The sequence below is a fragment of the Streptomyces sp. NPDC050625 genome, assembly GCF_040654755.1.
In the GTDB taxonomy this organism is placed as follows: Bacteria; Actinomycetota; Actinomycetes; order Streptomycetales; family Streptomycetaceae; genus Streptomyces.
The window spans coordinates 684,391-707,128 of the sequence record NZ_JBFAIQ010000002.1; the positions used below are offsets into that span (position 1 = coordinate 684,391).

At 71.6% G+C, this 22,738-nt stretch carries 23 protein-coding genes; 12 read left to right on the forward strand and 11 right to left on the reverse strand.

Features of this window, described 5'->3' with window-relative positions:
* Positions 1-11: 11 nt before the first annotated feature.
* Both AB0I54_RS07200 and AB0I54_RS07205 read left to right on the forward strand, forming a co-directional pair.
* Positions 12-3,071 carry a glycoside hydrolase family 38 C-terminal domain-containing protein gene (locus AB0I54_RS07200; protein ID WP_363294898.1) on the forward strand — a complete coding sequence of 1,020 codons (3,060 nt, stop codon included), beginning with the start codon at positions 12-14 and terminating at the stop codon, positions 3,069-3,071.
* A gap of 3 nt (positions 3,072-3,074) precedes the next feature.
* Complete coding sequence (locus AB0I54_RS07205; protein ID WP_363294899.1) at positions 3,075-4,325, forward strand: alpha-L-fucosidase; 1,251 nt, start codon at positions 3,075-3,077, stop codon at positions 4,323-4,325.
* A gap of 295 nt (positions 4,326-4,620) precedes the next feature.
* On the opposite strand, the gene AB0I54_RS07210 is transcribed toward AB0I54_RS07205, so the two are convergent.
* Positions 4,621-6,300, reverse strand: a complete 1,680-nt coding sequence (locus tag AB0I54_RS07210) for a carbohydrate binding domain-containing protein (protein WP_363294901.1) — start codon at positions 6,298-6,300, stop codon at positions 4,621-4,623.
* A 142-nt stretch (positions 6,301-6,442) separates the two neighbouring features.
* A complete protein-coding gene (locus tag AB0I54_RS07215; protein ID WP_363294902.1) occupies positions 6,443-7,612 on the reverse strand; it encodes an ATP-grasp domain-containing protein in 1,170 nt (389 codons plus the stop codon).
* 390 nt (positions 7,613-8,002) lie between these two features.
* On the opposite strand from AB0I54_RS07215, the gene AB0I54_RS07220 reads away from it, so the two are divergent.
* Positions 8,003-8,911, forward strand: a complete 909-nt coding sequence (locus tag AB0I54_RS07220) for a metallophosphoesterase (protein WP_363294903.1) — start codon at positions 8,003-8,005, stop codon at positions 8,909-8,911.
* The gene (locus AB0I54_RS07225) at positions 8,859-9,539 is read left to right on the forward strand and encodes a 4'-phosphopantetheinyl transferase superfamily protein (RefSeq protein WP_363294904.1); all 681 of its coding nucleotides are present in this window, start codon (positions 8,859-8,861) and stop codon (positions 9,537-9,539) included. The genes AB0I54_RS07220 and AB0I54_RS07225 overlap by 53 nt, the downstream gene beginning before the upstream one ends.
* A 15-nt stretch (positions 9,540-9,554) precedes the next feature.
* On the opposite strand, the gene AB0I54_RS07230 is transcribed toward AB0I54_RS07225, so the two are convergent.
* From AB0I54_RS07230 to AB0I54_RS07240, 3 genes are all read right to left on the reverse strand, one after another.
* A complete protein-coding gene (locus AB0I54_RS07230) occupies positions 9,555-9,791 on the reverse strand; it encodes a hypothetical protein (protein WP_363294905.1) in 237 nt (78 codons plus the stop codon).
* 184 nt (positions 9,792-9,975) lie between these two features.
* Positions 9,976-10,515 (reverse strand): toxin-antitoxin system, toxin component, encoded by a 540-nt coding sequence (locus AB0I54_RS07235; RefSeq protein WP_363294992.1) that lies wholly within the window; start codon positions 10,513-10,515, stop codon positions 9,976-9,978.
* Positions 10,516-10,547: 32 nt separating this feature from the next.
* Positions 10,548-11,204: a helix-turn-helix transcriptional regulator gene (locus AB0I54_RS07240; RefSeq protein WP_363294906.1), complete on the reverse strand. Its 657-nt coding sequence runs from the start codon at positions 11,202-11,204 to the stop codon at positions 10,548-10,550.
* Positions 11,205-11,436: 232 nt separating this feature from the next.
* Here AB0I54_RS07240 and AB0I54_RS07245 point away from each other — a divergent pair, with 232 nt between their 5' ends.
* The gene (locus tag AB0I54_RS07245; RefSeq protein ID WP_363294907.1) at positions 11,437-12,108 is read left to right on the forward strand and encodes a hypothetical protein; all 672 of its coding nucleotides are present in this window, start codon (positions 11,437-11,439) and stop codon (positions 12,106-12,108) included.
* Positions 12,109-12,185: 77 nt separating this feature from the next.
* On the opposite strand, the gene AB0I54_RS07250 is transcribed toward AB0I54_RS07245, so the two are convergent.
* Positions 12,186-12,962 carry a cache domain-containing protein gene (locus AB0I54_RS07250; protein WP_363294908.1) on the reverse strand — a complete coding sequence of 259 codons (777 nt, stop codon included), beginning with the start codon at positions 12,960-12,962 and terminating at the stop codon, positions 12,186-12,188.
* Between the two features lie 35 nt (positions 12,963-12,997).
* The gene (locus AB0I54_RS07255) at positions 12,998-13,741 is read right to left on the reverse strand and encodes a GntR family transcriptional regulator (RefSeq protein ID WP_363294909.1); all 744 of its coding nucleotides are present in this window, start codon (positions 13,739-13,741) and stop codon (positions 12,998-13,000) included.
* Between the two features lie 107 nt (positions 13,742-13,848).
* Here AB0I54_RS07255 and AB0I54_RS07260 point away from each other — a divergent pair, with 107 nt between their 5' ends.
* Genes AB0I54_RS07260 through AB0I54_RS07275 form a run of 4 tightly spaced genes read left to right on the forward strand, consistent with a single transcriptional unit; the run spans position 13,849 to position 17,885 of the window.
* Positions 13,849-14,889 carry an ABC transporter ATP-binding protein gene (locus AB0I54_RS07260; RefSeq protein WP_363294910.1) on the forward strand — a complete coding sequence of 347 codons (1,041 nt, stop codon included), beginning with the start codon at positions 13,849-13,851 and terminating at the stop codon, positions 14,887-14,889.
* 14 nt (positions 14,890-14,903) lie between these two features.
* A complete protein-coding gene (locus AB0I54_RS07265; protein ID WP_363294912.1) occupies positions 14,904-16,112 on the forward strand; it encodes an ABC transporter substrate-binding protein in 1,209 nt (402 codons plus the stop codon).
* An 8-nt stretch (positions 16,113-16,120) separates the two neighbouring features.
* Entirely contained in the window at positions 16,121-17,020 is a 900-nt protein-coding gene (locus AB0I54_RS07270) for an ABC transporter permease (RefSeq protein ID WP_363294913.1), read from the forward strand.
* Positions 17,021-17,069: 49 nt separating this feature from the next.
* Complete coding sequence (locus AB0I54_RS07275) at positions 17,070-17,885, forward strand: ABC transporter permease (protein WP_363294914.1); 816 nt, start codon at positions 17,070-17,072, stop codon at positions 17,883-17,885.
* Positions 17,886-17,958: 73 nt separating this feature from the next.
* Here AB0I54_RS07275 and AB0I54_RS07280 read toward each other — a convergent pair whose 3' ends face one another.
* From AB0I54_RS07280 to AB0I54_RS07295, 4 genes are read right to left on the reverse strand one after another with little or no spacing between them, the layout of a single operon-like run.
* A complete protein-coding gene (locus AB0I54_RS07280; RefSeq protein WP_363294916.1) occupies positions 17,959-18,582 on the reverse strand; it encodes a hypothetical protein in 624 nt (207 codons plus the stop codon).
* A gap of 38 nt (positions 18,583-18,620) precedes the next feature.
* Positions 18,621-19,496, reverse strand: coding sequence for a rod shape-determining protein (locus AB0I54_RS07285; protein WP_363294917.1), 876 nt, complete (start codon positions 19,494-19,496; stop codon positions 18,621-18,623).
* On the reverse strand, positions 19,493-19,864 hold the full coding sequence (locus AB0I54_RS07290; protein ID WP_363294918.1) for a TraR/DksA C4-type zinc finger protein: 372 nt from the start codon (positions 19,862-19,864) through the stop codon (positions 19,493-19,495). The genes AB0I54_RS07285 and AB0I54_RS07290 overlap by 4 nt, the downstream gene beginning before the upstream one ends.
* 53 nt (positions 19,865-19,917) lie before the next feature.
* Positions 19,918-20,235 (reverse strand): TraR/DksA C4-type zinc finger protein, encoded by a 318-nt coding sequence (locus AB0I54_RS07295; RefSeq protein ID WP_363294919.1) that lies wholly within the window; start codon positions 20,233-20,235, stop codon positions 19,918-19,920.
* A gap of 286 nt (positions 20,236-20,521) precedes the next feature.
* Here AB0I54_RS07295 and AB0I54_RS07300 point away from each other — a divergent pair, with 286 nt between their 5' ends.
* Genes AB0I54_RS07300 through AB0I54_RS07310 form a run of 3 tightly spaced genes read left to right on the forward strand, consistent with a single transcriptional unit; the run spans position 20,522 to position 22,700 of the window.
* Complete coding sequence (locus tag AB0I54_RS07300) at positions 20,522-21,559, forward strand: HAMP domain-containing sensor histidine kinase (protein ID WP_363294920.1); 1,038 nt, start codon at positions 20,522-20,524, stop codon at positions 21,557-21,559.
* Positions 21,556-22,224 carry a response regulator transcription factor gene (locus tag AB0I54_RS07305; RefSeq protein WP_363294921.1) on the forward strand — a complete coding sequence of 223 codons (669 nt, stop codon included), beginning with the start codon at positions 21,556-21,558 and terminating at the stop codon, positions 22,222-22,224. The genes AB0I54_RS07300 and AB0I54_RS07305 overlap by 4 nt, the downstream gene beginning before the upstream one ends.
* A gap of 56 nt (positions 22,225-22,280) precedes the next feature.
* Positions 22,281-22,700 (forward strand): hypothetical protein, encoded by a 420-nt coding sequence (locus AB0I54_RS07310; RefSeq protein ID WP_363294922.1) that lies wholly within the window; start codon positions 22,281-22,283, stop codon positions 22,698-22,700.
* Positions 22,701-22,738: the final 38 nt, after the last annotated feature.

Sequence of the window (22,738 nt, forward strand, 5' to 3'; positions counted from 1 at the left end):
TGGAGACCTCCATGCACGACGAACGCCGCCGGATCGAGGAGCGCGTAGAGCGCCTCCACAACCAGCGCATCAAGCCCGCGACCTACGCGGCCACCGTCCCCCTCGCGGTGGAGGCATGGCAGGCGCCGGGGGAGCCCGTGCCCTTCGAGGAGGCCGCGGCCGCCCCGTACGAGCCCTTCGCGATGGACACCCCATGGGGCCCGCCGTGGGGGACGACCTGGTTCCGGATGCGCGGACAGGTGCCCGCCGCCTACGCGGGCCGGCGCGTCGAGGCCGTGATCGACCTCGGCTTCGTCGGCGACTGGCCCGGCAACCAGGCCGAGGCCCTCGTCCATCGCACCGACGGCACCCCGCTGAAGGCCGTCAACCCGCTCAACCAGTACGTGCCAATCGCCGACCCGGCGACGGGAGGGGAGCAGGTCGACTATCTGGTCGAGGCCGCCTCCAACCCCGACATCCTCGCGGGCGACTTCGCGGCCCCGACCCCGCTGGGCGATGTGCTGACGGCGGGCGACCGTCCCCTGTACACCTTCCGCCGCGCCGACATCGCCGTCCTCGACGAGGACGTCTGGCACCTCGACCTCGACGTCCAGGTGCTGCGTGAGCTGATGCTGGAACTCGGCGAGCACGACCCGCGCCGGCACGAGATCATGCACGCCCTCGACCGGGCGATGGACCTGCTGGACCTGGACGACGTCTCCGGCTCGGCACCCGCCGTGCGCGCGGCCCTGAAGCCGGTGCTGTCGAAGCCCGCCCACGCCAGCGCCCACATCGTCTCCGGCGTCGGCCACGCCCACATCGACTCCGCCTGGCTGTGGCCGATCCGCGAGACCAAGCGCAAGACGTCCCGCACCTTCTCCAACGTCACGTCCCTGGCCGACGAGTACGAGGAGTTCGTCTTCGCCTGCTCGCAGGCCCAGCAGTACGAGTGGGTGCGCGACAACTACCCGCACGTCTGGGCCCGTATCCAGGAGTCCGTGAAGAAGGGCCAGTGGGCGCCGGTCGGCGGCATGTGGGTGGAGGCCGACGGCAACCTGCCCGGCGGCGAGGCGCTCGCCCGTCAGCTGATCCACGGCAAGCGCTTCTTCATGGAGCACTTCGGCATCGAGACCAAGGGGGTCTGGCTGCCCGACTCCTTCGGCTACACCGCCGCCTACCCGCAGCTCGCCAGGCTCGCCGGCAACGACTGGTTCCTCACCCAGAAGATCTCCTGGAACCAGACCAACAAGTTCCCCCACCACACCTTCTGGTGGGAGGGCATCGACGGCACCCGCATCTTCACCCACTTCCCGTCGATCGACACCTACAACGCCCGCTTCAGCGGCACGGAGATGGCCCGCGCGGTGCGCAACTACAGTGAGAAGGGCGGCGCGACCCGCTCGCTGGCCCCCTTCGGCTGGGGCGACGGCGGTGGCGGCCCCACCCGCGAGATCATGGAACGGGCGCGCCGCCTGAAGAACCTGGAGGGCTCCGCCCGGGTCGAGATCGAACACCCCGACGCGTTCTTCGCCAAGGCACGCGCCGAGTATCCGGACGCCCCGGTGTGGGCCGGCGAGCTGTACCTGGAGCTGCACCGCGCCACCTACACCACCCAGGCCCGCACCAAGCAGGGCAACCGCCGCTCGGAACACCTGCTGCGCGAGGCGGAGTTGTGGGCGACGACGGCCGCGCTGCACGCACCGGGATACGTGTACCCGTACGAGGAGCTCGACCGCCTCTGGAAGACGGTGCTGCTGCACCAGTTCCACGACATCCTGCCCGGATCCTCCATCGCCTGGGTGCACCGCGAGGCGGAGGCCGAGTACGCCCGGGTGGCGGGGGAGCTGGAGCAGCTCACCGCCGAGGCCGTGGCCGCGCTCGGCAACGGCGGGGCACGGGTCTTCAACACCAGCCCGTACGACCGCGCCGAGGTCGTCCGCACGTCGGACGGCACACCGGCGTACCTGGAGGTGCCCGCGAACGGCAGCGCGCCCCTCGGCGACGCCGAACCCTCGCGGCCGGTCACGGTGTCGGGGCGGGTCCTCGACAACGGGCTGGTCCGGGTGGCGGTGGCCCGGGACGGCACACTGTCGTCCGTCGTCGACCTGCGGGCGAACCGTGAGGTCCTCGCGGACCGGGGCAATCTGCTGCGCCTGCACACGGACCTGCCCAACTACTGGGACGCCTGGGACATCGACAAGCACTACAAGAACCGGTACACGGACCTCCTGGACGCCGAGTCGGTCACGGTGGTCGATCAGGGTCCGCTCGTCGGCGCGATCCGCGTGGAGCGCTCCTTCGGCAAGGGGTCGAGGATCACCCAGACGATCACCGTCCGGGCGGGCAGCCCCCGGATCGACTTCGAGACCGAGATCGACTGGCACGAGGCCGAGAAGATCCTCAAGGCGGGCTTCCCGGTGGACATCCGGGCCGCGCACTCCTCCGCGGAGATCCAGTTCGGCCATGTCCAGCGCCCCACCCACACCAACACCAGCTGGGAGGCGGCCCGCTTCGAGGTGTCCGGCCACCGCTGGGTGCACCTCGGCGAACCCGGCTACGGTGTCGCGGTCATCAACGACTCGACGTACGGCCACGACGTCTCCCGCACGGTCCGCGAGGACGGAGGCACGACCACCACGGTCCGGCTCAGCCTGGTCCGCGCCCCGCGTGTCCCCGACCCCGAGGCCGACCAGGGCCGGCACCGGTTCATCTACTCCCTGCTGCCCGGCGCGCGCATCGAGGACGCGGTCGCCGAGGGCTACGCCCTCAATCTGCCGCTGCGCGTGGCGGAGGCGGCGGGCGAGCCGGAGCCGGTGGTCTCGGTGGACGGCGCGGGTGTGACGGTCGAGGCGGTCAAGCTCGCCGACGACCGGTCGGGCGACGTCGTCGTCCGGCTCTACGAGTCCCGCGGCGGCCGGGCCCAGGGCGCCCTGCGCACCGGCTTCCCGCTCGCCGGCGCCCAGGTCACCGACCTGCTGGAGCGCCCCTTGGAGAACACGGACCTCGACACCGATGCCACCGGCGCGATCCCGGTCGCGCTGCGGCCCTTCCAGATCCTGACCCTGCGACTGCGGCGCGCCGAGGTGAGCTGACCCGTGGCGATACAACCCTGGTTCACCGACGCCAAGTTGGGGATCTTCGTCCACTGGGGCATCTACGCCGTCGACGGCGTCCAGGAATCATGGTCGTTCTACGACGACATCGTCCCCTACGACCGGTACATGTCCCAGCTCGACCGGTTCACGGCCGCCCGCTACGACCCCCGTGACTGGGCGAGGCTGTTCGCCCGCGCGGGCGCCCGGTACGTCGTGCTGACCAGCCGGCACCACGACGGCGTCGCCCTGTGGGACAGCGCCCACGGCCGGCTGAACGTGGGCCGCGATCTGATCACCGGCTACGCGGACGCCCTGCGCGAGGAGGGCCTCAAGGTCGGTCTCTACTACTCGCACTCCGACTGGAGCCACCCGGACTACGCCTCCACCCGCAGGCCCGGCCGCCCACCGGAACAGGAGGACAACCGTTACTCCGAGGTCGCGGCCGAGTGCGAGGACCTGGCGGCCTGGGAGCGGTTCATCGCCTACCGGGACGGCCAGATCCGCGAACTCGCCGAGCGTCACCGGCCCGATCTGATGTGGTTCGACGGCGAGTGGGAGCGCAGCGAGGAACAGTGGCGGATCCGTGAACTCGCCGCGCTCGTCCGCTCGTACGCGCCGGACGTCGTCTTCAACGCGCGCATGCTGAGCGAGGGCGACTATGCGACGCCCGAGCAAGGAGCTCCCGTGGTCCCGCCGGAGGGCCCCTGGGAGCTGTGTCTGACGATCAACGACTCCTGGGGCTTCCAGCACCACGACCATCACCACAAGTCGGTGGACCAGCTGATCCGCTACTTCACCGAGACGATCGGCGGCGGTGGCAACCTGCTGCTCGACGTCGGCCCGCGGGAGGACGGGACCGTACCGGCCGAGCAGGCGGAGCGGCTGGAGGGGCTCGGCGACTGGATCGGCAGGCACGCCGAGGCGGTGTACGGGACCGTACGGGGGCTGCCGGCCGGCCATCACCACGGCCCGAGCACGCTCTCGCAGGACCACCGCACCCTGTACCTGATGCTGTTCGACGCCCCGCGCGCCGCGTTCGGTGTGCGTGGGCTGCGCAGCGGGGTGCGCCGGGTGACGGTGCTGCGCAGCGGCAGGGAGCTCGGCCATCGGGTCATCGGCGGGCTGCACGAGGCGCCGGGTGTGCTGTGGATCGATCCGCCCGCCGCGGCCGACCTCGACCCGCATGCCACGGTGCTCGCCGTGGAGCTGGACGGTGAACTGGAGCTCTACCGCGGGGCGGGCCGCTCCTGACGGCGCTTCACGCCGGTGGGTTGATCGGTGGGTTCATTCAGGCCGGCCGGTCGCTCCCCGTGACAGCGGCCGGCCGGCCCGATCCCCCGTTCCCCCGTGTGCTTCCCCCGTTGTCCCCCGTACTTCCCCCCGGTACTTCCCCCGTGCTCCCCCCTTGGTGCTTCACCCTTATGAGCGCGCGGAACGGCATCTGATACACCCCGGCCAGAAAAAATTTCAGGGAAGGAAGACGTCCCCCCGGCCCAGGGGCCGGGAGGACGTCAGAAGTGGTGCTCGGTGGTGCGCGGTGGTGCGCTCAGCCGGTGAAGCCGGCCGTGATCGAGGTGAACTGCCAGTTGTTCTGGCTGATGCCGGAGCAGTTGCTCACCACGCCGCCGCCCGCGCAGGGCCGGTCGCGGTTGACGGACCAGAAGGCGAGCCGGGCGATGTGGTGGGAGTTGGCCCAGTCGCGGATCTGGGTCCAGATCGCCGGGGTGGTGGTCTCCTGCTGGTCGGACAGTCCGTTCATGCCGGAGATGCCGATGTGCGAGTACGCGGTGGCGTCGTCCCAGCCGAAGGTCGACTTGAGCTTGGCCTTGAGACCCTCGGCGGCGTTGACGGTGTTGCCGTACATGTCGGAGCCGCCGCCGAAGTCGAACGGCATGATGGTGAAGACGTCGATGTTGGCGCCGAGCGACTGGGCCTGCTCGATGAGGCGGTTGCCGTAGTAGGTCGGGCCGGTCGTCGAGGTGCCGAAGGTGACGATGGTCTTCAGGCCGGGGTTGTTGGCCTTGACCGTCTTGAGGGCGGTGAGGATCTTCGCCTGGACGGCCTCGTTCTCGAACTCGTCGGAGTTCTCGATGTCCATGTCGACGGCCTTGAGGCCGTAGGCGTCGATGACCTTCTGGATCGCCCCGGCGAGTGCGCTCGCGGTGGAGCAGTTGGCGCCGAGCTTGCTGCCCTGCCAGCCGCCGAACGACGGGACGATGTCACCGCCCGCGGAGCGGATCTGGTTGATGGCGGTCTGGTCGACGCCACCGGTCAGCGCCCGGCTGCCGTCCCAGGCGGGGGTGCAGCCGCCGGAGTCCAGCACGAACGCCATCGTGAACCACTTGACGCCCGTAGCGCTCATCACCGTGGTCGGGCTCGGCGGGTCGCCCCAGCCCTCGTACAGATACGGCGCGGCCTGCTTGAAGCCGGTACCGCCGCTGCCCGCGTCCGTGGTGACGGAGACGGAGTTGGAGGCCCCGGACCTGTTGCCGGCCGCGTCCCGGGCCCTGACGGTGAAGGTGTACGCCGTACTCGGCGAGAGCCCGCTGACCGTGGCCGTCGTACCGGACACGCTGAGCAGCTGGTTGGAGCCGGCGTAGATGTCGTAGGCGGTGACCCCGACGTTGTCCGTCGAGGCGTTCCACTTCAGCGACACGCTCGACGAGGTCTTGCCCGTCGAGGTGAGACCCGTGGGCACGGTCGGCGCCTGGGTGTCGCCGCCTCCGCCGCCCGGGCCGTCCAGGCTGATGTCGTCGGCGTAGTACGTGCCCTGCGCGTACCAGCCGTGGACGTAGATGGTGGCGCTGGTCTGGGAGGCGCCGGTGGTGAAGGACACCGACAGCTGGCTGTAGGCGGACGGGGAGGTCGTCCATGTCGAGGCGCCGCCGTTCACCCCGAGGTAGACATAGGAGCCGCGGACCCAGCCGCTGAGCGAGTAGGTGGTGTTCGGCTGGACGGCGACGGTCTGGGTGCACTGTGCGTTGTCGCTCGAACTCGCCGCCCCCGCAAGGGCCTTGGAGCCGCTGTGCACGGGGGAGGAGACGACCGAGCCGAGGTTGCCGGTGCAGGTCCAGGGGGAGAGGCCGCCCGACTCGAAGCCGGGGTTGGTGAGGATGTTGGCCGCGTGGGCCGTACCGGGCAGGGCGATGGCTCCGGCCAGTGCCAGGGCCGCGGAGCCGACCAGGGCGAGCAGGCGACGTCTGGAACGTCTGAGTGTGTTGCGCACGCGATCTCCCTGTAGGAATGGGGGTGTTCGGGAGTGCAGGGAAGTGTGGATGGGGTGCGCAACCAAGTTGGTATGGACCAATCTTGGTGTCAAGGGGCTGCGCCAAGATTGGTCCAGACCGGTGTGGACTCGACGGCCGGGCCTAGGCCGGTGCGATGGCCGAGGCGGTGGCGGGGGCAGGGGCGGGGGTCCCGGCCTCGGTCGTGTGCTCCGCGGCGGGCCCGGTGGCGGGCGCGGGCATCGCCGGGAGCAGCGGCTCGGTCTCCGTCGAGCGCTGGTGCGGCAGCGTCACCGGGCGCAGCGGGCGCGGTCCGGACACCACCGTGTAGTCCTGGCCCAGGAACGGCGGCTCGATCTCGCCGGGGTCCTCGCCGAGCGCCAGCTGTACGGCCGCCCAGGGGGCGTTGACCCCGCACAGCGCCAGCTGGTGCAGGCCGCCCGCCGGACGCGTGTTGACGTCGAGCAGCACCGGACGGTCGCCGTACATCCGGAACTGGATGTTGGACAGGTGGTGCAGCCCGAAGCCGCCCGCGATCAGCCGGGCCGGCGCCAGCCACCGCTCGTCGAGCGTGAAGCCGCGGCGGCGGCCGTTCTTGGTGCGTCCGACGGCCAGCCGGATCCGGTTGTCGGGACCGGTGAGGCAGTCGACCGACACCTCCGGCTGCTCCAGACGCGGCATCACCAGCCAGTCCACGGGGTGATCGGCCTTCTCCAGCGCCTCGACGACCAGGTCCAGCTGGACGTGGGGACCCGGGAAGCCATTGAGGTGCAGAAGCGAGAACGGGGCGCGCGTGATGACGCGGAAGCCCACACCGCCCGCGCCCGCGGCCGGCTTGAAGCAGGCCCTGTGACCGTCCGCCTCCAGCTGCTCGACGGCCGTGACGAGCTCTTCGGCCGTCCGCACCCGCCACCACGGCGGCACCGGCACGCCGACCGAGCGCACCGCCTCGTAGGCCGTCGCCTTGTCCTCGAACACGGCCACCGCCTCCGGCGTCGGCGCCAGCAGGGCCGTACCGGCCGCCTCGAAGTCGGCGCGGTGCGCCACGATCGCGGCCTGGTGCAGCCGGGGCACGAACACGTCGATGCCGCGCCGTGCGCACTGGTCCAGGGCGTACTCGACGTACGCGGCCGGGGACAGGCACTCCGGCTCCAGGTCGGCGGTGTCGGCGGCGGCCAGCACGGGGGAGTCGGCGTCGCCGTGCGTGGCATGGATCTCGACCGCGCGGTCGCTGGGATTTCTCCGCAGCTGATCCATGAAGAACACGTTCTCCGCGTACGTGCGGTTGAGCCAGACGCGTACGCGAGAGATCATGCAGGCCGCCTTTCGGGGATTTCGGGCAGGGCGGAGCGGCCCGTGCCCGGGCAGGGTGGTTGGAGGGACACCAAACCGCCCTACGCGAAGGGAAGTTCGTGGCGGTGGTGTTGGGGCGATCATACGGCTTTCAAGGGCCCCGTCGTGCAACGCGAATGTTACGGATTCCCGGCTGCTGCCAAACCATCTCCCTCACGACCACTCTCCCGCCCCAGCGGGACGCCTCCCGGCCCCGGCTCACCCGGACGACGCAGCCGTGCGGAAAGGGCGGGTGAGCGGTGCCGGCGGGGCCCGGGCCGTGGCGCCGCGCCGTCCGGATCGGTTGCCCCTTGTCCGGGGGCGGTGAATATGTTCTCGTGTTGCCAGTGGCGTGATCGGAAGGGGTGACGGGTGGAGTCCACGGCCGATGGTGCCGGGCAGTTGCTGGCCATCAGCGACCTGCACATCGCGTACGCCGAGAACCGTGCGCTCGTCGAACAGATGCGCCCCGAGACGGACGACGACTGGCTGATCGTGGCCGGAGACGTCGCGGAGACCGTCGCCGACATCCGCTGGGCCCTGGAGACGCTCGCCGGCCGCTTCCGCAAGGTGCTGTGGGTCCCCGGCAACCACGATCTGTGGACCCACCCCAAGGACCCCGTCACCCTGCGCGGCGTCCCACGCTACGAGTACCTGGTAGGGATGTGCCGGGAGCTGGGCGTGACCACCCCGGAGGACCCCTACCCCGTCTGGGACGGCCCCGGCGGTCCGGTGGCCGTGGCGCCGCTGTTCCTCCTGTACGACTACTCGTTCCTGCCCGACGGCTGCGCGACGAAGGAGGAGGGCCTCGCCTACGCGCACGGCACCGGCATCGTCTGCAACGACGAGTACCTGCTGCACCCCGACCCCCACCCCTCCCGCGAGGCCTGGTGCCGCGCCCGGGTCGCCGCGACGGAACGCAGGCTCGCCGAACTCCCGGACGACCTGCCCACCGTACTGATCAACCACTATCCGCTCGACCGGCACCCCACCGACGTCCTGTGGCACCCCGAGTTCGCCATGTGGTGCGGCACCGGCCTCACCGCCGACTGGCACCGCCGATTCCGCGTCGACACCATGGTCTACGGTCATCTCCACATCCCGCGGACCACCTGGCTCGACGGCGTCCGCTTCGAAGAGGTGTCCGTGGGATATCCCCGCGAGTGGCGCAAGCGCCCGGAACCCCCGGGAAAGCTGCGCCGCATTCTGCCGATGGAGGTCGGATCCGGTGATCGAGGAGCTGCTCCCGGACTCGGTCGTGGCCGTGGAACTGCACGGTGACGACGCGATCCAGGAAGCCCCGCTCTATCCCGAGGAGGAGGCGCTCATGGTCCGGGCCGTGGCCAAGCGCCGCCGCGAGTTCTCGTCCGTGCGCGCCTGCGCCCGGCGGGCCATGGAGAAGCTCGGCGTACCCGCGCAGCCCGTTCTGACCGGCCAGAGCGGAGCCCCGCGCTGGCCGGCCGGCCTGGTCGGCAGCATGACCCACAGCAAGGGCTACTGCGCCGCCGCCCTGGTCCGCGCCGCCGACCTGGCCTCCCTCGGCATCGACGCCGAACCGGACGAACCGCTGCCCGAGGACGTCGTCTCCTTCGTCTTCCTGCCCACGGAGCGCGAGCGCCTGCGCGGGCTCGCCGCGGAGCGCCCCGGCATCCACTGGGACCGGATCCTGTTCAGCGCCAAGGAGTCCGTCTACAAGGCGTGGTTCCCCCTCACCGGACGCTGGCTGGACTTCACCGAGGCCGACATCGAGGTCCTCGCGGACCCCGGCGAGCGGCCGCACGGCGATCTGCGCGCCGAACTCCTCGTCCCCGGCCCCTTGGTGGACGGTCGGCGCGTCCAGCGGTTCGAGGGCCGGTGGAGCGTCCGGCGCGGAGTCGTGACCACGGCCGTGGTCGTGCCCCACTCCTGAGGGCCGGCGTCGGCCTCAGGGCTGCGGACACCACATCTGCAGCAGCCGGAAGAACGCCTCTTCGTTGCCCGTGAGCCCCGCGTCCGCCAGTGCCTGCTCCGCCTCGGCGAGCACGGTGGGCGGGACCACGGCCGGACGGCCGCCGCGGCTGCCGTCCGGTGGGCCGTCGAAGGCCGCACGCACCGTATGCAGCAGTCGCAAGTAGGCCTGTACGGCGGTGCGCTCATGGTCGGTCAGTACGGCGGTGGGCATCGGTCGGCTCTCCCCGGTCGGCTTCACGGTCACGCGCCCGCAGGACACGTACCTCCAGCTTGCCGTCCACCACTGACAACGCCCTTTCTCCCGCACTCCGGGCTTCGCTCGTGCGGGGGGACCCATCGCCCCGGTTCGCCCGCTCAGCGCAGGCGGAACCGCACCGGCCGGGGCGGGGCGACGCTCAGCCCTGCGGTCCCAGATAGCCCAGGGAGGCCTCGATACGGCCCGCCAGGTGGTTGCGCTGCACCGGGCCGCGCAGGGCCGAACCCGCCAGCCAGGTGCGGCACTTGCTGGCCAGCAGCAGGCCGAAGGTCTCGGCGTCGCGTTCCTCGTCCAGATGGAAGCGGGTGCGGGCGGCCACCCGCTGGACGGTCGCCTGGAGCGCCGCCTGGTCCGTGTCGTTGTCCAGCAGCCGGGTCGCGACCGAGACGCCCTCGACGTGGTGGCCGCCGTGGTCGGCCTTCATGTGCCACAGCTCGTGGCCGAGGATCACCAACTGGTGGTCGGGCGCCGTGCGTTCCTCGACGACGATGAGGTCCCGGTCGGTCATGTCGAGCCACAGCCCGCTGGCCGTCCCGGGCGGGAAGGCGGCCGCACGGAAGAGGACGGGACGGCCGCGGCGGCGGCTCATCGCCTCGCACAGCGCGGTGTACAGGTCGTGCGGCCGGGCCGGTGCGGGCAGCGTCAGCTCCCCGACGAGCTCGCCGCACAGCCTGCGCATGTCCCTGCCGATGCCCACAGTTCTCCCCCGGCTCACGACTCGGGCCGTTTGACGCTCTCCAGGAGCATGTCGAGCCACTCCGCGACCTTGTCCCGGTGCTGGTCGGTGGGCAGCTGCGCGGCGCGCCAGGCGATCCCGCGGACGCCGTGGTCCTGCAGCAGCCGCTCCAGCGGGTCCGCCACGGACTCGGCCGCGGCCCGTTCACGGTCGGCGAGTTTCTGCAGCAACTCCTGCTCGGTGCGTTGCAGAGCGCCCGCGAGGGCCTCGGGGTCCTCCGCCGTGAGAAAGCCCGCGTGCACCCGGAAGAAGCGCTGGATGGCGTCGCAGTGCTCCATGGTGGGGCGCCGGTCGCCGTTGATGAGCGCGCCGGCCTGCTGCCGGGACATGCCCGCGCCGTCGGCTATCTCCTGCTGGGTGTACTTGCGCCCGTTCGGCTTGAGCCGGGTCCGGCGCAGCAGGTCGAGGCGCTGCAGGAACCGGGCTTGCACATCGGGCTCGCCCGCGGGCCGCCCGCTCAGCAAGGCCCTGACCACGGGCTCGGGGACGCCGCTGGCGACACTCAGGCGCCGGACGTCGAAGACCTCGGCGTTCGGTACGCCGAGCCGGTCGGCGAGCGCGGCGACGCGGGCGACGACGGCCGGCAGCTGGGCGGTCGCCGTGGCGCCCGGATCCTCGTAGCCATCCGTCACCGACAGAACTCCTACGTCTCTCAGGGGCTTCAAGGGGTTCTCACAAGCGAGTGGCGTGAACTTCCCGGAGAGTAGCGGGTGGTTCGAACTCACATCCAGGTCTCGCCACAACTGTGGCCAATTTCAGCCGTCAACAGGCATGAAATGCCACGATAGTTGACACGACTCTTGTCGGGGCAGCAGGATCACATCGCCGCGTGAAGGCCGCATAGGCAAGAGGGGTGACCTCCCGATGGCATATCAGGCAGGTGGGCAGCGGTCGGCGCCGCGGCCCGTCCCCGAGAGTCTCGAGGCCCAGGCATATCTCCAGGACTACGCCACGCTTCTGGAGGCCGTCGCCTTCCCGTCCGTTGTCTTCGACCACCGCTGGGACGTGGTCCTGGCCAACGGCGCGTTCGAGACACTTTTCCGCGGGATCGGCCCGCACCCCACGGCCATGCCGGGCGACAACCTGCTCCGGTTCGTGCTGTTCCACCCCGACGCGGGAACGGTCCTCGGGGAGCACGAGGCGCGCTGGTGCCTGCCGATGCTGGCGCACTTCAAGGCGGCCATGGAGCGCTACGGCCATGACCACGAACTGCAGGCCATCCGCCGGGAGATCTCCCAGGACCCCATCATGGAGGCCGCGTACCGGCACGGTCTGCCGCACTGGATCCGGGCCGTGGGGGACGAGGCGGTGGAGCACGACGGCGCCGTCCGCCCCCTGCTCCACCCCGACCCGCGCTGGGGCGCGACCGAGTGCCGCATCGTCGGTGACACCCCCAAGATGCTGGAGGCCATGGGGTACACGCGGCTCACCCTGGTCCTGCGCGACTCCCGCCGCCCCGGCGCGGCCCCGCGCCGCCCCCGCCGCGCGCGTGGCAGCGCCACGCACCTGAGCGTCGTACCGACCACGGACGCCTGACCCGGCACCGTCGGCGTTCAGGTCGCCGACGGCGCCGGGCGGCACACCCGCCCCGTTTCCACCGGGCCGCGCCCCGCTCAGCCCGCCCCCACGACCAGCACCAGCGGCACCCCGCGGCACGGAACCAGTCGCGTCCCGCCGAACGCCGTGGCGCGCGCCCGCTCCAGCACCGTCGCGAAGTCCGGGCCCCTGGTGAGCGAGCCGGCCAGGTGGGCCGGGTCCGCGGAGGCCGCCACGCGGCCGCGGGCGTTCACCAGATGGGCGGGGCCGGACAGCTCGCGCAGCAGGGGGAGCGCGGTCGCCTCGAAGTGCCGCAGATACACGTCGGCCGCGGCCACCCCCACGAACCGGCCCGCCACCTCCACCGGCGCGGACAGGGTGAGGCTGTACTCGTCGGAGCAGAGGTAGTCGACGTACGGCCCGGCCACGGCCCGCCGCCCGGTGTCACGGGGCAGCGCGAACCAGTCCCAGTGCGTGTAGTCCGAGTACGCCGACCGGTTCGGGTCGAGGTCGAGCAGCAGCGGCCGTACGTCCCCCTCGGCGGTCGACTGCCACCACTCCAGCCAGGCGGGTACGTCGGCCAGCAGACCCGGTGCCGCGACGAAGCCGACACCGGAGACCAACTCCTGGCGTGCCAGCCGAAGGTGCAGCCCCGGACGCAGCGCGGCCAGGTCGGCGGAGGCGGGCCGGCCGTCCCGTGCGTGCACCCGGGCCAGCAGCTCGGCCGTGTCGGCGCGGGTCTCGGCGACCGCGGCGAAGACCGCCTCCATCGCGTCGCCCACCCGGGCCGCCACGCGTTCCTCCGCCGACGCGTCGAGCGTCGTGGCGGCGCCGAAACCGGGGCTCCTGCTCATGGCGCCCTCCAGCGGACGGGGACCGGTGACGAGTCCTACAGCGTGAGGCGCACCGCGATGAGCCGTGCCGTCGACTCCTGTACGCACCGTTCGGCCAGCGTGCCGGCCGAGGCGTGCGCCCCATCTTGCACGGCCGAGATTACGGAGCGGTGACGGTCTGCGGCTTCTTCACGATATTCGTCGTCCCCGAACACGAGGCACAGCAGCGCGCCCACCTCCGTCTGCAGGGCCACCTGTTCGCGGGTGAGCCGGGCGGACTGCGCGGCCGCGGCCAGCTCCACATGGAAGCGGCCGTACATCCGGCTGCGGGCCGGCGCGTCCTCGGCCTTGGCCAACTCCACCGCCGTACGCCGCAGTTGGATCAGGTCGTCCGGTTCCGTGCGCTGTGCGGCGAGCCGGGCCGCGGCGCCCGACAGGGCGGCCCAGTGATCGCCGAGGTCGCGCAGCTCCTCGGTGCTCCAGCCGCGCAGCCGGGCCTTGAGCCGCTCCTCGCCGGGCACGGCGGGCAGCGAGACGAAGCTGCCTCCGCCGCGTCCCCGGCGGGTGGTGACCAGGCCCTGCTGGCGCAGCGCCATGAGCGCCTCCCGCAGGGTCACCGTGGACACGCCGAGCTGCCCGGCCAGCTCGCTCTCCCCGGGCAGTTGCTCCCCGTCGGCGAGCAGCCCCAGCTCTATGGCGTCGCCGAGCCTGCGGACGACCGTTTCCACCCGCGCCCGGTTGTCGACCGGCGCGAACACGGCTCTGCGCGCCCCACCGTCCGTCGGTTGCTTCACGGTCACCACCTTGCACGTTGACTCAAGCTTTACCCTAAGGGAGTCTTGAGATTTGACATATGACTTCATAGGTTTCCCTTCAACGATCAAGAGCGCCAGAAAGGTTCCCGCCCATGGAGGGAATTGCGATCCGGCTCGAAGGGCTGCGGAAGTCGTTCGGGGAGACCGCCGCCGTCGCCGGTGTCGACCTGGACATCCGGGACGGCGAGTTCTTCTCGATGCTCGGCCCGTCCGGATCCGGCAAGACCACCGTCCTGCGCCTGATCGCCGGCTTCGAGACCCCCACCGACGGCCGGATCGAGTTGGCCGGGCAGGACGTCACCGGCCTCGCCCCCTTCGAGCGGGACGTGCACACCGTCTTCCAGGACTACGCCCTGTTCCCGCACATGACGGTCGAACAGAACGTCGCCTACCCCCTCAGGGTCCGCAAGGTGCCCAAGGCGGAGCGCCTGGTCCGCGCCCGCAAGGCGCTGGCCGAGGTGCGCCTGGACGGATACGGCAAGCGCCGCCCCGCCCAGCTCTCCGGCGGGCAGCGCCAGCGCGTCGCCCTCGCCCGCGCCCTGGTCGGCCGCCCCCGTGTCCTGCTGCTCGACGAACCCCTCGGCGCCCTCGACCTCAAACTGCGCGAGCAGATGCAGATGGAGCTCAAGGCGCTCCAGCGCGAGGTCGGCATCACCTTCGTGTTCGTCACCCACGACCAGGAGGAGGCGCTGACGATGAGCGATCGCATAGCCGTCTTCCACCAGGGCGTCGTCGAACAGGTCGGCACCCCGGCCGAGATCTACGAGCGCCCGGCGACCCCGTTCGTCGCGTCCTTCGTCGGCACCTCCAACCTCCTGGTGGGCGAGTCCGCCCAGCGCGTCGTCGGCACCCCCGGCACCTACAGCATCCGGCCCGAGAAGATCCGCGTCCTCAAGGAGTCCGCGACGGCGGACGAGTCCGAGCACGCCTCGGCCACCGGCACCGTCGCCGAGGTCGTCTACCTGGGCGACGCGACCCGCTTCCTCGTCGACCTCGACGCCGGCGGCCGCCTCACCGCCCTCCAGCAGAACCTGGAGACCTCCGCCGAGGACGTCGCCGCCTACCGCGGCGCCCGGGTTCGCCTCCAGTGGCATCCGCGCCACACGGTCCAGGTCCCCGACGCCGCCCGCTGAACCCCTGCTCACCCATGGAGAACGCCGTGCGCCACACCCGAACCCTGCACGTCGCGGCCGCCGCCGCGCTGCTCCTCGTCGCCACCGCCTGCGGATCCTCCGGCTCCGGCGGCTCCTCGTCCACCGGCCTCAACCCCCCCGACCTCAAGGCGCAGTCCAAGCTCGGCAAGACGGAGGGCCAGGTCAACCTGATCGCCTGGGCCGGTTATGTCGAGGACGGCTCCAACGACCCCAAGGTGAACTGGGTCGGCGACTTCGAGAAGCAGACCGGATGCCAGGTCCACTCCAAGGTCGCGGCCAGCTCCGACGAGATGGTCAAGCTGATGAAGACGGGCGAGTACGACGCCGTGTCGGCCTCCGGCGACGCGTCCCTGCGCCTGATCGCCTCCGGCGACGCCGCCCCCGTCAACACCGGCCTCGTACCGAACTACAAGGACGTCTTCGGCGACCTGAAGCTCCAGGCCTGGAACTCGGTCAAGGGCAAGGCGTACGGCATCCCGCACGGCCGCGGCGCCAATCTGCTGATGTACAACACCCAGAAGGTCACGCCCGCCCCGACGTCCTGGTCCGCGGTCTTCGACGACGCCGCGAAGTACCAGGGCCATGTCACCGCCTACGACTCCCCGATCTACATCGCCGACGCGGCGCTCTATCTCAAGGCCACCAAGCCGGAGCTGGGCATCAAGGACCCCTACGCGCTCGACCAGAAGCAGTTCGACGACGCCGTCGCCCTGCTGAAGAAGCAGAACGCGAACATCGGTGAGTACTGGAGCGACTACCTCAAGGAGACCTCCGCCTTCAAGAGCGGCGACTCCGTGGTCGGCACCACCTGGCAGGTCATCGCCAACCTCGCCGCCGACGAGGGCGCCAAGGTCAAGGCCTTCGTGCCCAAGGAGGGTTCCACCGGCTGGTCGGACACCTGGATGCTCTACGCCAAGGCCAAGCACCCCAACTGCGCGTACAAGTGGCTGGACTGGATCGTCTCGCCGAAGGTCAACGCCCAGGTCGCCGAGTACTTCGGCGAGGCACCGGCCAACGCCAGGGCCTGCGACGAGACCAGCGACAAGAACTTCTGCGCCACCTACCACGCGGCCGACACCGCCTACTGGAAGAACATCGCCTTCTGGAACACGCCCATCGAGCAGTGCCTGGACGGCCGCACCGACGTCAGGTGCGTGCCGTACGCCAAGTGGGTCCAGGCCTGGACCGAGATCAAGGGCTGAAACCTGCCATGACCGTCGTCGCGCAGACCGCCGGGCAGCCCTCCGGGGGCACCGTCCGGCGGGCCGCCGGGCTGTTGCACCGCCGCCCGCGGATCGGACTCGCCCTGCTGCTGACCGCCCCGCTGCTGTGGCTGGTCATGCTCTACCTCGGCTCGCTGACCGTGCTGTTCGTCTCCGCCTTCTGGACGACGAACTCCTTCACCTCCGAGGTGGTGAAGGTCTGGTCGACCGACAACTTCCACGAGCTGTTCACCACCCCCGTCTACCGGCAGGTGATCCTGCGCAGCATCGGCGTGGCCCTCGCGGTCACCGTCCTGTGCGTGGTGATCGCGTTCCCGGTCGCCTTCTACACCGCCCGGGTGGCCCGCCCCAAGTGGCGCCCGCTGCTCGTGGTCGCCATCCTCACCCCGCTGTGGGCGAGTTACCTGGTCAAGGTGTACGCCTGGCGGCTGATCCTGTCCCAGGGCGGGCTCGCCGACTGGATGCTGGAGCCGTTCGGGCTGAGCGGGCCGGGGTTCGGACTCCCGGCCGCGGTACTGACCCTGACGTACCTCTGGCTGCCGTACATGATCCTGCCGATCCACACGGCCCTCGAACAGCTGCCCGCCAATCTGCTCGACGCCTCCGCCGACCTGGGCGCCCGGGCCGGCCGCACCTTCCGCTCGGTCGTGCTGCCCATGGTGCTGCCGTCCGTCGCCGCCGGCTCGGTCTTCACCTTCTCGCTCAGCCTCGGCGACTACATCACCGTGCAGATCGTCGGCGGCAAGACGCAGCTGATCGGCAATCTCGTCTACTCCAACATCGAACTCAACCTGCCCATGGCCGCCGCGCTCGGCACGGTCCCGGTCGTCGTGATCGTGGTCTATCTGCTGGCGATGCGCCGCACGGGCGCGCTCAGCAGCCTCTGACGCTCAGCAGCCTCCAACGCTCAGCAGCCTCCAAAGGGGTGTTCTCCTCATGCAGCTCTCGCGTTCCGCGCGCATCGCGCTGCGCGTCGCCGCCGGGTTCGGCTTCGCGGTGATCTACGTGCCGCTGCTGCTGGTCCTCGCCAACTCGCTGAACCCGGACCGGAGCGCGAGCTGGCCGCCGCCCGGACTGACCACCCACTGGTGGTCGGTGGCCTGGAACAACTCCGGTGCGCGCAGCGCCCTGTGGGTCTCCGTCAAGGCCGGGCTCGGCGCCACGGCCATCGCCCTCGTCCTCGGCACACTGATCGCCTTCGCCGTGGCCCGGCACCGCTTCTTCGGCCGTGACGCCCTCTCCTTCGTGGTCGTCCTGCCGATCGCGCTGCCCGGCATCGTCACCGGCATCGCGCTCAACTCGGCGTTCGGCACGGTCCTGGAGCCGCTAGGGGTGGGCCTGGGCCTGTTCACGGTGGTCGTCGGACACGCCACCTTCTGCATCGTCATCGTCTTCAACAACGTGGTCGCCCGGCTGCGCCGCACCTCCGGCTCTTACGAGGAGGCGGCGATGGACCTGGGTGCCCACACGTTCCGGGCCTTCGCCGACGTCACCTTCCCCCTGGTGCGCTCGGCGCTGTTCGCGGGCGGACTGCTCGCCTTCGCGCTCTCCTTCGACGAGATCGTGGTGACCACGTTCACGGCCGGCCCCGGCATCCAGACCCTGCCCATCTGGATCTTCGACAACATGACCCGGCCCCAGCAGGCGCCGGTGGTGAACGTGGTGGCGGCGGTGCTCGTCCTGCTGTCGGTGATCCCGATCTACGTCGCACAGCGATTGTCGTCGGACACGGCGACGGAGAGCAGGATCTAGCCGAGCGGAGTCGGGGTCAGCCGGTTCCGGGTGAGCCGAGCCCGGTCGTGAGGTGGAGGTGGTGCTCCGGGTGTCACCCGCGGGCCGACCAGCGGGGTGCCGTCTCGGCCCATTCCCTGGCCCACGCGGCGAGGTTGCGCCGGTCCAGCACGGTGCAGACCACTTTGTGCACTCCGGCCCCGCCCAGGACGACGGCCAGCGCGGCCAGCACGGCCCAGCCCACGGCCCGGTCTCGTGCCTCGTCCGGGGTCAGGGGCGGATCGGTGATCCTGCCGTCGCCGTCCAGCCAGACGGCGACCGTCTCACCGGCGGCCGCGCCGGCCATCACGTCCGTCCGTCCGGTGTGCCGGTGTCCATGGGCGTCGGTGAAGCGGACCTCGACCGGATAGCGGGCATGCCGCGCCTCGGCCGAGCCCGGTTCGGGATGGCGAGGGGCGTCGTGCACCAGGACCGCCGTGGTGCGGTGCAGGGTGCGGCCCTCCTCCAGGGCGGTTCGCTCGTGGTGACGGTGGACCGCGGCGTCGACCAGCAGCGCGGTGACGGGAGCGGCCACCGCCGCGGCGAGCAGCACGACGAGCCCGCACCACGCCCGCAGCACGTCCGTGGGGCGGCGCAGCGGGTTGTGGCGCCACCGCCACGGCGGCACGGGGAGCGGGTCCGCGGGCGGTGGCTGGGCCTCGGGTATGTCGTCGGCCATGTGGTCCTCCTTGCGCGTGGGCACGTTCGCCGGCCGGCTCACCCCGGCCGATCCGGCACCGCTGCTTCGTGCCCGCCCGGTCCGCCGGACGGGCCCTGGTGGGGACGGGCTGCGGGGCGCACCTCGCCGCCGGCCGACGGGTGGGCATGGGCGGCGGCGAGGAGCGCCGCGGCACCGCGCACGGCAGCGGTGTGGGGTGCGGGAACAGCCCGTACGGGAGCGTCCAACCGGTCGGCGAGACGATCGGCGAACCCCGGACGCAGCGCACCTCCGCCGGCCAGGAGCGGCCCCCGGCGCAGCGCGTCGGCGGTCTGTGACGTGCGGTCCTGCCCGAGCATCGCGTGCACCATGCCGGCCACCGCGTCGACCAGATCCGTGACGGTGCCGGCGTCGTCGAGGTCGTCGGTGCCCAGGACCGTGCACCGGGCGTCGACGACGGCGCCGTCCGCCAGCAGCACCACCTCGGTGAGCTGGGCGCCGACGTCCACCACGAGCAGCGTGCGGGCCGGATCAGCGCCCGCGGCGCACGCCACCGCCCGCGCCGCCGGGACGGTCAGCACGGACCGCGGCCGCAGGACCTCGACGGCGGTACGGGCCTCGGTCCGGAAGGCGACACCTCCCAGGGCGGGCACGGTCACGACCACCAGCGGGCGGCACGGGCCGGACAGACGGTCGCCGAGCAGCTGCTCCAGGACCCGGGAGGTGCCCGGGGTGTCCACGATGGCGCCGCGCCGCACGGGACGGGCGGCGCCGGGCCAGGCGATGGTCGGCCCCTCCAGAACGACTTCCGGGTCGCCGATCCAGGCTCGGGTGCGGGCACTGCCCAGGTCGAGGGCGACGCCGGAGCGGGGCCGGTACCCCGGCCGTGGTGCGGGCTCCTCCGCGGTGACGCGAAGGCGGTGTGCCGTACTCACCGGCCGGCCTCCCTCACCTGCTGGCAGCGGGAGCAGTAGCGGGCCTGGGGAACGATCATCAGCCGCTCACGGGCTATCGGACGCCGGCACAGATGGCAGACGCCGTACCGTCCCCGGGCCATGCGCTCCAGAGCCGCTTCCACGTCGGCCAGCACCATGTGGGCGGAGGCGGCGAGCTTGACGCGCACCTCGGCCTGCGAGGGGGCCCACGGCTCGCCCGGACCGTCCACGCGGGTCGGGGAAGCGGCCGTCATCTGCCGCAGCTGCTCCCGGCGGAACACACGCTGCTCGTGCAGGAGCTCACGGAGCGCGACGAGGTCCTCGACGGACAGAGCCGGCTTCGGCACGCCGGTGACCGGGTTCTTCACCACTTCACCCCTCGGGCGGGAAACGGAGGACGGCCGGGACGGCCGGGGCACGGTCAGGAGGAATGGCGCAGGCACGCGACGCAGTACGGGGTGTACGGGAGGATCTCCAGGCGTTCCGGGGGCACGGGCCTGGCACAGCCCAGGCACGTGCCGTAGGTGCCGTCCTGGACACGGTCGAAGGCGTCGTCGATCTGCTGGAGTACCCGCCGGATGGCCTCCTGCTGGTGGGAGACGAGCGGATCGTCGTGCGCCGGGCCGCCGACCTCCCCGAGGGCCTGCAGCTGGATCAGCCGTGCGTCGCGGGCGTGCTGGAGGCGTCGGCGTGCCTCGTGCGCGGCCGGAAGCTCGCTGCGGGACGTGTCGAGTGACAAGGCGGTCCTCTCCCTCGGTCGGTCGGATGCTCCGTATTCACCTTCGCCGTCCGGACGGGAAAGTCCCATGGGGCGCGATACCCATCTCCCCGCGGTCGAAGGCCCCATCCGACCGGGCATGGGGGCCGCGCACCCCGGTAAATGGGGTCCGTATCCCATCGCCCGGGCCGCCGCGGCACGGCAGGCTGGCCGCGGGCCCGACCGCGGCAGGGGCCCCGTGGGTCACTTCTCGGCGCGCGATGACCGACAGTGGAGGAAGACAGTGCCTGGAAGGAGGCGTACCCCTGTGTCCCTGTTCTGGCGGATCTTCGCGCTCAATGGCGTGGTGCTGGGCAGCGCCACGGCCCTGCTGCTGTGGGCTCCGGTCACCGTCTCGGTACCCGTCGTGCTGACCGAGGCGGTGGTGCTGGTGGGAGGCCTGGTCGTCATGCTGGTCGCCAACGCGGCCCTGCTGCGGCTCGGCCTGGCCCCGCTCGCCCGGCTCGCCCGGCTGATGACCACCGTGGACCTGCTGCGTCCAGGCCAGCGGCTGCCGGCGGACGGAAGCGGCGAGGTCGCCGATGTGATACGCACGTTCAACCTCATGCTCGACCGGCTGGAGAGCGAACGGGCCACGAGCAGCGCCCGCGTCCTGCTCGCGGCCGAGGCCGAGCGGCGCCGCATAGCCCAGGAACTGCACGACGAGGTCGGCCAGAGCATGACCGCGATCCTGCTGTCGCTGAAGCGGGCGTCGGACGACGCGGCCGAGCCGTTGCGCGGTGAGCTCCAGCAGGTCCAGGAGATCACGCGGGAGAGTCTGGACGAGGTCCGCCGGCTGGTGCGCCGGCTGCGGCCGGGGGTGCTGGACGACCTCGGCCTGGTCAGCGCCCTGACCTCGCTCAGCACCGAGTTCGCCGAGCACACCGGTCTGCGGATACGGCGCCGCTTCGACGCCGATCTGCCCGCACTGGAGCCGGAGACCGAACTCGTGCTCTACCGGGTGGCGCAGGAAGGGCTGACCAACGTCGCCCGGCACGCGGACGCGAAGCACGCCGAGGTGAGCCTGCGCCACGGCCCGGGCACGCTGGAGCTCGGTGTCACCGACGACGGCCGGGGCACGGGCGCCACCTGCGAAGGCGCCGGAATCCGCGGTATGCGTGAGCGGGCCCTGCTGATCGGGGCCACGCTCGACATCTCCTCCACGCCCGGATCCGGCACGCGGATCCGGCTGACCGTACCCGTTCCGGCGCTCCGGCCCGGACCCGCCACCTCCGCTCCCGCCGCCCCTTCCGCTCCCGCCGTCCCAGCCGTCCCCGCCGTCCCCGTTCCCGGAAAGCAGTCATGACCGCCTCCGACCCGTCGTCCCCGATCCGCATCCTTCTGGCCGACGACCATGCCCTGGTGCGTCGCGGGGTACGGCTCATCCTCGACCGTGAGCCGGACCTGGAGGTCGTCGCCGAGGCAGGGGACGGCGCGGAGGCCATCGCCCTGGCCCGCACCCACGACGTCGACCTCGCCGTCCTGGACATCGCCATGCCGCGGCTGACCGGTCTCCAGGCCACGCGGGAACTGGCCGCGCTCAAGCCGGGGCTGCGCATCCTGATGCTGACGATGCACGACAACGAGCAGTACTTCTTCCAGGCGCTGAAGGCCGGCGCCTGCGGATACGTCCTGAAGTCCGTGGCCGACCGGGACCTGGTCGCCGCCTGCCGGGCCGCGATGCGCGACGAACCCTTCCTGTACCCCGGCGCGGTGACCGCCCTGATCCGCAACTACCTCGACCGGGTCCGCCACGGCGAGGAAGCCCGCGACGAGGTCCTGACGCCCCGCGAGGAGGAGGTCCTCAAGCTCGTCGCCGAGGGCCACTCCTCCAAGGAGATCGCCGAGATTCTCTTCATCAGCGTCAAGACCGTCCAGCGGCACCGCGCGAACCTGCTGCACAAGCTCGGCCTGCGGGACCGTCTCGAACTCACCCGCTACGCCATCCGCGTCGGCCTCATCGAACTCTGAACCGGCGCACGACCGCACCACGAGAGCACGACCACACCTGAGAGAGGGGGAGGGGCATGCCCCGGTCGCCGCGCACCGCCCCTGCCCCTGTTGGCCGGCGGCCGGTGTACGCGCTCGCCGTCCTGGTGACCGCGGTTCTGGCACTGCTCACCGGCCTCGTCGCGGGCACACCGCCGTCCGCACCGAGCAGCGCACCGCCCCGTACGGTCGCCACCTCCTCCACCACCGCCTCCATCACCGACCCCGCCCTCACCGCCGCCGACGCCCACGCCGACGCCTGCGTCGTCGCCCGGGCCGACCGCTCCGGTCCCGGCGAGCGACCGGCACAGGCGGGTCACCTTCCCCCCAGCGCCCGGGTGGAGTCGTTCGGCGCTCCCGGGGCCACCACGTCACCCTTCACGACCGGCCCGCCGGTCTCCGCGCGGTTCACGACGGACGACTGCGGGCGGGCGCCTCCCGCACCCAGGGACAGCTGAGACCTTCGTCCCTCGCGCACCACCGCCGCCACGGCCGT